This window comes from Candidatus Bathycorpusculum sp. (assembly GCF_009778815.1).
GTDB classification, from domain to species: domain Archaea; phylum Thermoproteota; class Bathyarchaeia; order Bathyarchaeales; family Bathycorpusculaceae; genus Bathycorpusculum; species Bathycorpusculum hydrogenotrophicum.
On the sequence record NZ_WRFL01000085.1, the window covers coordinates 1 to 8,317 of the forward strand.

An 8,317-nucleotide genomic window follows, 5' to 3' on the forward strand; every position below is an offset into this window, starting at 1 on the left:
AAATGAACAAACTTTTTCCCATACTTCTGAGGACCAGTGCGGTAGTGGTTCTCTACACTCACAGCATAGCCTGTGCCGTCTCCGGATAGTTCGCCGCTGATTGCGTTTTCGTCTTTTAGAAGTAAGACAAAGACGTTGTGCAACACCAGTTTGACCTCAGGATCGCTGTAGAGGCGCTCAATGTATTTGTAGCTCACATCTACTCCAAAGAGGGGTTGGAAGTAGTGGAGGGATTGCTCTGCCATGCGGTTGGATTTGTTTAAGAAACGCACCATTATGAACAAGTTGGTTTTCTTTTCTAGGTCTAGTTTGGGGGGTCGGCCCATTTTTTGTTCTTCTTTGTTTATGGTTTCTACGGCTTGGTGTACGTATTGGGGCAGGTTGTTTAGGCGTTGTTTTATTTGTGTTCGTTTTTGTTCCCATTGGCTGTAGGGGTAGTCTGTTTTGTGGTCTTTGAGTAGGGTTTCGCGGGTTTCTTCTAGGACTTCGAGCATTTCTTTGGTGCTTTTGACCGTTAGGCGTTTCATACGCAAAACATTGCGGCATATGGTTATAAATATGCCATAATATGTTCTAGTACGAAGCTAGATTTCAAAAAATATATCTGCTCTCAAAGTATGCATACGCACAAGGGCAACCAAGAAAAAACAACTCAAACTACTTTTGTCCCAAGGCCCTTAGAAGCACAAAAAATATTAGGCACACAAAATAGTACTCTACCAAATGTTATAGGAAAAAATGCCGTCGTTGCACAGCCAGGTAGTGCAACTGACTGTTAATCAGTAGGTCAAAGGTTCGAGTCCTTTCGACGGCGCCATAATTAACACAATTAGTCTCATCAACAATTGGAGATGCCTAGTTGATAACCCGAAAGCGGATCTACAAAAATGAGGAATAAGTATGGGGCTTCAAATTATTGGTCACTCTTATTTGCGTACATATTATTATAGTAAAAATTATGATGGTGAACCACAGTCTTTTAAACTTCCGGGGGGTGCAGCACTTATAGCGAAGATACTCAAAATTGATGTATCAGCCAATGATGCCTTGTGTCATAACGAATGTTTTGATCTCTCAAAATATGAAAGAGACGACAAGACGGAATATTATGCTGTTTCTCGAAAATTGATGGTTGTTAATGAGAAATTAAATACAAATTGTACCTCACAGAATAACGATAGCGTTATTTTATGGGATCACGGGTTTGATGACATTAATGTTTCGCTCATTGACGGGAAAGATGTTTTGTGGGCATCAAAAGAGGTGTTACCTGACAAGTTAATTTTTCCGAAGATCGCAAAAAAATGTTTTCTTATGTTGGATGCAAATGTTTTGCGTGATAACGGAGCTATGATCAGTGAAGCAATATCATGGGAACGTACGACACTTAATCTTTTGTGGCAATTGCGCAATAACGACAACATATCCTATCTGTTGGAGGCTCCTCATATTCTGATTACATTTGCTGAAGATGGAGCTGTGCATATCAAAACAGACAATGGCGTAATAACTTCTGCTGACCTTATGCTTAATGACGGCAAGGCGGAGGGTACAATTCGCAAAGAAACAAAAGGGCAACTTGAGGATGCTTTTGCTCTTATGGTAGCGTCCACAGGGTTACAATTTACAAACGTGCTTAATGGCAATAAACTATGCATGAAGCCGATTTTGGATAGTGGTATTAAATATGTTAAGACGGGGTTTCAGCTTAATATCATTGAAGACTTTCCGTTTGATGCAATACCAGTTGATGGCATGAACGAAAAAGTGAAACCATTTCCAGTTAAAATCTTGTCTGGGGGAAACACTGTACCATTGGACACGTGGCATATTGCGAATGATAAAGATCGCAAAGATATTGTCGAACAGGCAACTAACTACGTTTTACACGGTGATGAATATATAAAAGGTTATCCGATGTTGGAAATCGGAAAATTAAAAACTGTTGACCGCTGGGAAATCGAAGCATTCAGCAATATACGTAATATGATTGAAGAATACAAAAATAACGACAATGAAAAACCTTTGTCTATTGCCGTCTTCGGTTCTCCTGGTTCTGGAAAATCATTTGGTATAAAACAAATTGTAGAGAGTTTGTTTTCCGAAAAAGAATTTGATGGTGAAATATTCAACGTATCCCAGTTTACTAATTTTTCAGAACTTAGCGTGGCGTTTCAATGGATTCGAGACATCAGGTTGCAGGAAAAACTGCCCCTTATCGTTTTTGATGAATTTGATTCAGCTGGGCTTGACCATAAGCCTCTCGGCTGGTTAAAGTCTTTTCTAGCACCAATGCAAGACGGCGAGTTTTATGATAGTACTGGTAAACATTCACTGGGTAAGTGCATCATGGTATTTACAGGTAGTACGGTATCGACGTTTAAAGAATTTCAAAAACCAGAAAACCTTGAACAGTTTAAAGAACAAAAGGGACCTGATTTCGTCAGCCGTATAAGAGGTAGTATTGATATTGCTGGACCAAATCCACGTGCAAGCGATGAAAAAAGTTACATCCTTCGTCGTGCTTTGTTGCTCCGTAGTTTCTGTGAACGTGACAGCAGGCTCAAAGAAAGTGTAAATAACAATCGGTTTATTGATGTTGATGTTATATTTGCTATGTTGCATGTGCCATCATATAAGCATGGAACTCGAAGCATGGAGACCATCATTAAACAAAGTATAATTAAAGGAAAAAAATTACAGGCTTCTTCGTTACCAATATTTTCTCAATTAGATTCGCATGTTTATACTCGTGCATTTGCTGATTTACTGGTGTTGCCAGTCATTAAAAACTCTATTGAATGGCAAATAGCTGAAAATATTCACGCGGATGGTTGTGATCAATTTATTCGGTGTAATGCAAAACTTTGGACTGAGTTGGATCTTGAAGTTCAGCTTGCTAAATTTAATCAGATAAAAAGTTATCATGATAAACTTGAACTCATAGGGTGTTTTATGCAACCAAAAGGCTCTACTGGTCAAGTTATTCAGTCTTTTGCCGAAGATGAAATTCTTATGATGGCTAAATTGGAATATGAACGGTGGCGTGAAGAAAAGATGTATGGCTGGAAATATGAGTCTGGTCGTAACGGCATAAAAAAGCAGGATGATTGTTTAATGGAATGGGACAATTTGGATGAAGAAAAACGTGATTTATATAAAGAACGTGTTAAAGCAATTCCCTTAATTTTAGCGAAAGTTAACCTAGCGGTCTATCGAAAGTGAACTGCCTGTTGTTCACCCTAGTTCATTAAAACTGTTGCCAAATATTTTGTTGTACTGTTTTGACCACATTATAAAGTAGTATCGACTGCATTTGTTTATTGATCGAACGTAGAACCAATCAATTCCCATTTAGCACCCTAAAATCCCAGAAAGTATAACTATGCCTGAGTAATAGTGAGTGAATATTCGTTAAAACTCATTCGGCAGTTTAGGAGAAAAAGTATGTTGAATTATTTTTCGTTTTAGTTTTGGTTGTTTGTATTTAGTTTGTCCTATTTTTTGGATGTTTGGTAGATGACAAATTAATTCTGGGCTGTTTTAGGGAAAACTGCCGAACGTGAGTATAAGTCAAACATAACCTCTATTCCAGTTTTGGCTTTGGACACAAACAAACTGCCTTATGGGTTCGGAACACGATTACATAATCTTGGAAATGAAATTGCATCTCTCACATGGGGCAGTTTGAGTAAGTACCTTATTACACGCTCTATACCCATTCCCACACCTCCATGAGGAACACAACCGTAATCTCTCAGATCAATATACCATTGATATCGTTCCATATCAATAGGTGTATTCTTCCCTTTTTCGGACATTCGCTCAAGCAAAGCCATTTTGTTAGTAATTTTCTCTGCCGTTCCCAGCAGTTCCCCAAATCCCATAGGTGCAATCAAATCACATGTTTGAGTTAGTCGTAGGTCTTCTTTATTCTTGGAAAACGGAAATGCTTCTGCCGTATTCGGCATCCCTTGAACAAAAAATAGTTTTTCGCCTAGTAACCTTCCGAGTACTTCTTCATCTTTCGTTCTAAGACTCTTTCCCCATTCAATTTTTCTGCCTTCAGAACGTAGTAAGTCGATTGCTTTATCATAGGTGATTTTTTGAAATGGCGGTTTTAAATAATCAAGGTCTACTGGTGTGTTAAGGATCTCCAATTCCTTTTGGGATTTAGTTACGGTGTTTTTTGTAATTTCAAAAAACATTTCTGAAGCGAATGTAGCAAGTTCATCTAAATTCATCCATGCTATTTCAGCCTTCAAGTGCCAATACTCGCGTAGGTACCGGTTACCTTTGCTATTTTCGGCTCTGAAAGAAGATGAAATATTGTATACTTTTTCAAATGCATGAACTGCCGCTTCCAATTGAAACATGTTGCATTGTGATAAAAATACATCATTTTCTTTCTTTGCTTCATTTTTATAATTCAATTTAAAAGCTGAGTCATCATCATAGAGAAGAAGCATCGTGAGAACTGGTGCGTCTAAAAAAACGAAGCCTTTGCTATCGAACCATTTATGCGCTTCAATTAAAAATTTACTCTTGAATCTCAACACAGCCATTAACTTATCATTTCTGAGATAAAGATGGCGATTTTTTAACACATAGTTAACATGCTTTTTTCCAAAAATATCAAAATTGCTACGAGGACAAGGGTCAACACAAAATTTGACATCACCGATTATTTCAAGGTTTTTAACAGACAATTCAACTCGTTTGTTCAGTTCTCGTTTAATGATCCCAGATACTTTAACTGCTACTTCGGGGGATATTTGTTCCATTTGTTCATACTCATGTTGGGAGAGTTTGCTCTTTAGTGCTACAGCTTGAATTTCTCCTGAGGAATCAACAATATCTAAAAAAATGGTGTTCTTCAAGACACGCTTTGTTTTAATCCATCCCAGTACTTCAACTGGTGTAGAATCATTCATGTCTGCGCAGTGACGAATGTATTGATTTTTCATTTAACGTTTTATAGAACTTAGCCTGTATTAGTGTTTTGGTGGTGAATCAGCGGTTTCATTTGTCTATCGTTTCTTTACAAGAAATTTTTGCTAAAAGTTTTCTTGTTTGTTTTGTTTTGTTAGAGTCGTTTGATGTAGCGGTTTACTTCCCATTCGGTTACTTGTAGGCGGTAGGCGTCCCATTCGCGGCGTTTTTCTTTTAAAAAGTTTTCAAAGGCTGTTTCGCCTAAGGTTTCTTTCATAAGCTCGCTTGTTGCAAGTTCGTCTAGAGCTTCTTTTAGGGATTCTGGCAGGGAGACTATACCGCGTTCTTTGCGTTCTTCATAGCTCATGTGGTAAACGTTTAGTTCCACGGGTTCTCCCGGGTCGGTTTTGTTTTTAATACCGTCAAGACCTGTGGCTAGTAGTACTGCAAATTGTAAGTATGGGTTGCCTGCACCGTCTGGACAGCGGATTTCACATCTTGCAGCGCTTTTTCTGCCGCCAAAGTTTGGTACACGGATAAGTGGGCTGCGGTTTTTGTGTGCCCATGCAATATAGACAGGAGCTTCATATCCGGGAACTAGTCGTTTGAAGCTATTTGGCCAACTGTTAAGTATGGCACACATTTTGCGTCCGTGTGCAAGTTGTCCACCGATAAAGTTGCGTGCACTCTCTGAGAGGTAACCTTGTTTTGCGTCTTTTTCAGAGAAAAACATGTTTATTGTGCCATCGAGGCTCCATAGGCTTTGGTGAATGTGCATGCCACTGCCGTTTATGCCTTGGAAGGGCTTTGGCATGTATGTTGTTAGGTATCCGGCTCTTGCGGCGACGACTTTTCCACACATTTTTAGAGTGATAGCTCGATCAGCTGTTTCTAGGGCTTCGCCGTATTTGAAGTCAATTTCGTTTTGACCTAGGGCGCTTTCGTGGTGGCTGATTTCTATGTCTATACCAAAGGCTTCGGCAGTGTCAGCGATTTCACGTCTTAAATCATCAGTTAAGTCGCCTGGATGGAAATCAAAGTACCCCGATAAGTCTATGGGAGTGGGTAAACCGCCGTTTTCAGATTCTTTTACTATAAAAAATTCAAGCTCAGGTGCACACATAAATTTATAACCCACTTGACAGGCTTTTTCAATGGTTTTTTCAAGGATGTAGCGGGGGTCAGCATCGTAGCGTTTATTTTGTGGAGTATAGATGTCACAGAGAAGTCTACAAGAAGATTTTTCTTTGGGCCTCCAAGGCAAAATTGCAAAAGTTGTTGGATCAGGATATAAAACCATATCAGACTCTTCAACAGATCTATAACCTGTAATTGAAGAACCATCAAATGACTGCCCATTCTCAAAAATACTTTCAATATTTTTTGAACTCACCGCAAGATTCTTTAACATACCATTAATGTCAGTAAACTGCAACCTAACAAATTTTATATCATTTTCACGGATAGTTTTTACAACATTAGTTACATTTTCTTTCCAAACAGCATCATTGAAATTCCTCATTTTAATGCTCTTCCTTTTCTTTGTTTGTTAATTTTATTTTGATTTTACTTGTTATGGCTAAATGTTAAACATAATTGTGTGTATTTAGTTTGTTGAAAGGGTTTATAAACAAAATACAATATTGGCGTAACATTATTGTAATAATGCCCATAAACTATGCATAATACTGGAAGCGTGTGCATAACTGCATATAAGACTATTGATGTATTTGTTAAATAAATATCCAATGAATCCACTTTAAATATGGGTTTATTAAGAAACAGCTCATCCATTTCTATTGGGTGAGATATGATAGTTCCAAGTTACAAAAGCACCAATTTTCAATATTTATTATCGTAAATTTCCTCATCTGAGACCTTTATAGCGCTCTCATACTCTGTATCATCCCAAACACAAACAGACCTTAAATCCGTAACAGTCTACCTATAACCAATCAATTAACGATCGACTGCACATCCACCAAAGGTTTAACCATCCAATTCTTGGAAAGATAACAAAAAAGCTCAGCTCCATTTTTATTCCACTTATTGGACGCGTAGAGGAAAATACGATACATCCACACAAAAGCTGTGCAATTACTAAACTCCTGTAAATGGTACTTTCACCGCGTCCTATACCATTACACTACAATAACACCGCCGTAAGTGTATCTACAACCTCAAAAGTATGTTTACCAATAATTTCCCACAAACGCGAAATACTCTCCACTGCAATTTTTCGTATAATGATTCACCATATAATCAAACTGCGCAAAAATAAAATCTACACAACGTATTTGTAATTTTTCCATATATTTCCAATGTTAGTGATAAAATTATGAAATTTGATATTACTATGCTAAAAATACGAGAAAACTGGTGTTGCTATCCGAACTAACCGTTTTTACGCCGTCTGTATTTTCCTTTTTTAAAAGAGCAGATATGTCTCTCTAGATAAGGTTCAAAACGTGAGTGACCAAAATCCAAGTCTAAAAACAAATAAACTAAGACTCCATATATTGGGTATTGATGCAGAAACAGACCCTGTTATTGGCAAAAAACTAAAACTAGGCATTTACGCTTCGGATAAGATTCATAGTCTTGTTATGGGGTTTCCTGGGTCAGGTAAAACACGCTTCTTGCTCTCTATGATAAAACAGCATATCGACCATAACGAAGGCTTTATGGTTATAGACTCCCATAGCGACCTCACCCAACTTGTCCTAACTCATATCCCGCCTGAAAAATGGGATCAAGTAATATACATTAATCCTTGGTCAGCATTCGAAGATAAATATGACAATCGTGTTTTACAAATAAATTTCTTAGAACACCACAATCCCTACGAACGAGACGTAGTCGCCCGAATGTTTATGGACACTTTAGAGAAGCTCTACGAGCGTTGGTGGGGACCCCGTCTTGACATGATTTTACTAAACGCTCTATACCTACTCATGGAAAAAGAATGTGCCAAACTGCCTGATCTCTACAATATTCTCTCTGACCAAGATTTTCGAGATATGCTCACAGCCAAATGCAAAGACCGTAATGTCAAAATATTTTGGGAAAAACAATACGACAAAATGCCCAAAGACGCTTCAGTTGCCGTCCTAACTAAGCTTTATCGTCTTGTTCAGGAGCGGATTATTGTGCCTATGTTTATGGCGGAGAAAAGTGGTATTGATTTTCGGGCGGTTATGGATGAGGGTAAGATTGTGATTGTGGATTTGCCTGAGGGTAAAGTTACTTCGGATATTGCTAATTTTTTGGGTAGTTTGATTTTGTCTGCTGTGTATAATGCGGGTATGTCAAGGGAGGATACTCCTGAGGCGGATCGTAACCCCTTTTTTGTATATGTAGATGAAGCCTACCGATACACCACCAA

The 8,317-nt window shown here is 38.2% G+C and carries 4 protein-coding genes, 1 tRNA gene and 1 pseudogene; 3 read left to right on the top strand and 3 right to left on the bottom strand.

Annotated elements, in window-relative coordinates; translation table 11 throughout:
- Positions 1–527: pseudogene (locus FWF39_RS11235) on the bottom strand (ISNCY family transposase); the annotation flags it as partial.
- A gap of 213 nt (positions 528–740) precedes the next feature.
- On the opposite strand from FWF39_RS11235, the gene FWF39_RS11240 reads away from it, so the two are divergent.
- Positions 741–817 (top strand) — tRNA-Asn (locus FWF39_RS11240).
- A gap of 83 nt (positions 818–900) precedes the next feature.
- On the top strand, positions 901–3,225 hold the full coding sequence (locus FWF39_RS11245; protein WP_343383532.1) for a hypothetical protein: 2,325 nt from the start codon (positions 901–903) through the stop codon (positions 3,223–3,225).
- Positions 3,226–3,623: 398 nt separating this feature from the next.
- Here the strand turns inward: FWF39_RS11245 and FWF39_RS11250 are convergent, their stop codons facing one another.
- Both FWF39_RS11250 and FWF39_RS11255 read right to left on the bottom strand, forming a co-directional pair.
- The gene (locus FWF39_RS11250; RefSeq protein ID WP_343383533.1) at positions 3,624–4,934 is read right to left on the bottom strand and encodes an asparagine--tRNA ligase; all 1,311 of its coding nucleotides are present in this window, start codon (positions 4,932–4,934) and stop codon (positions 3,624–3,626) included.
- Between the two features lie 152 nt (positions 4,935–5,086).
- Positions 5,087–6,454, bottom strand: coding sequence for a glutamine synthetase family protein (locus FWF39_RS11255; protein ID WP_343383534.1), 1,368 nt, complete (start codon positions 6,452–6,454; stop codon positions 5,087–5,089).
- A 946-nt stretch (positions 6,455–7,400) separates the two neighbouring features.
- Between FWF39_RS11255 and FWF39_RS11260 the strand changes: the two genes are divergently transcribed.
- Positions 7,401–8,317, top strand: a 917-nt coding sequence (locus FWF39_RS11260) for a DUF87 domain-containing protein (RefSeq protein WP_343383535.1), incomplete at its 3' end; no start/stop codon positions are given.